This window comes from Methylobacterium nigriterrae (assembly GCF_037106235.1).
Lineage (GTDB): Bacteria > Pseudomonadota > Alphaproteobacteria > Rhizobiales > Beijerinckiaceae > Methylobacterium > Methylobacterium nigriterrae.
Genome location: NZ_JBAWTG010000919.1, coordinates 1 through 266 on the forward strand (window position 1 = coordinate 1; position 266 = coordinate 266).

A 266-nucleotide genomic window follows, 5' to 3' on the forward strand; every position below is an offset into this window, starting at 1 on the left:
GTCAGGCGGTGCTTGCTCCAGACGACCAGGTCGCTCGCCCGTAACGCCTGCAGCACGCGGTTGATGTGGACCTGCGAAATGCCGAGCGCGTCCGCCAGATCCGTCTGCGAGAGCGCCAGCTCGAAGCTGTTCGCGTCAGCAAGACCCACCACCTGCAGGCAGACCAGAAGCTCGCAGAAGTGGTGGGCCAAGCGCCTGTCCGCTGGTCGGCTGTCGTTCACCAGCCATTCCCGCGCCCGGCTCAGTTCCATCAGGGTGAGCCAGCG

General features: G+C 66.2%; 1 protein-coding gene. It reads right to left on the bottom strand.

What is annotated here, in order from left to right; translation table 11 throughout:
- Window positions 1-191: helix-turn-helix domain-containing protein (locus WDW90_RS41300; protein ID WP_336493067.1), on the bottom strand; the 191-nt coding region annotated here is incomplete at its 3' end.
- Between the last annotated feature and the right edge of the window lie 75 nt (window positions 192-266).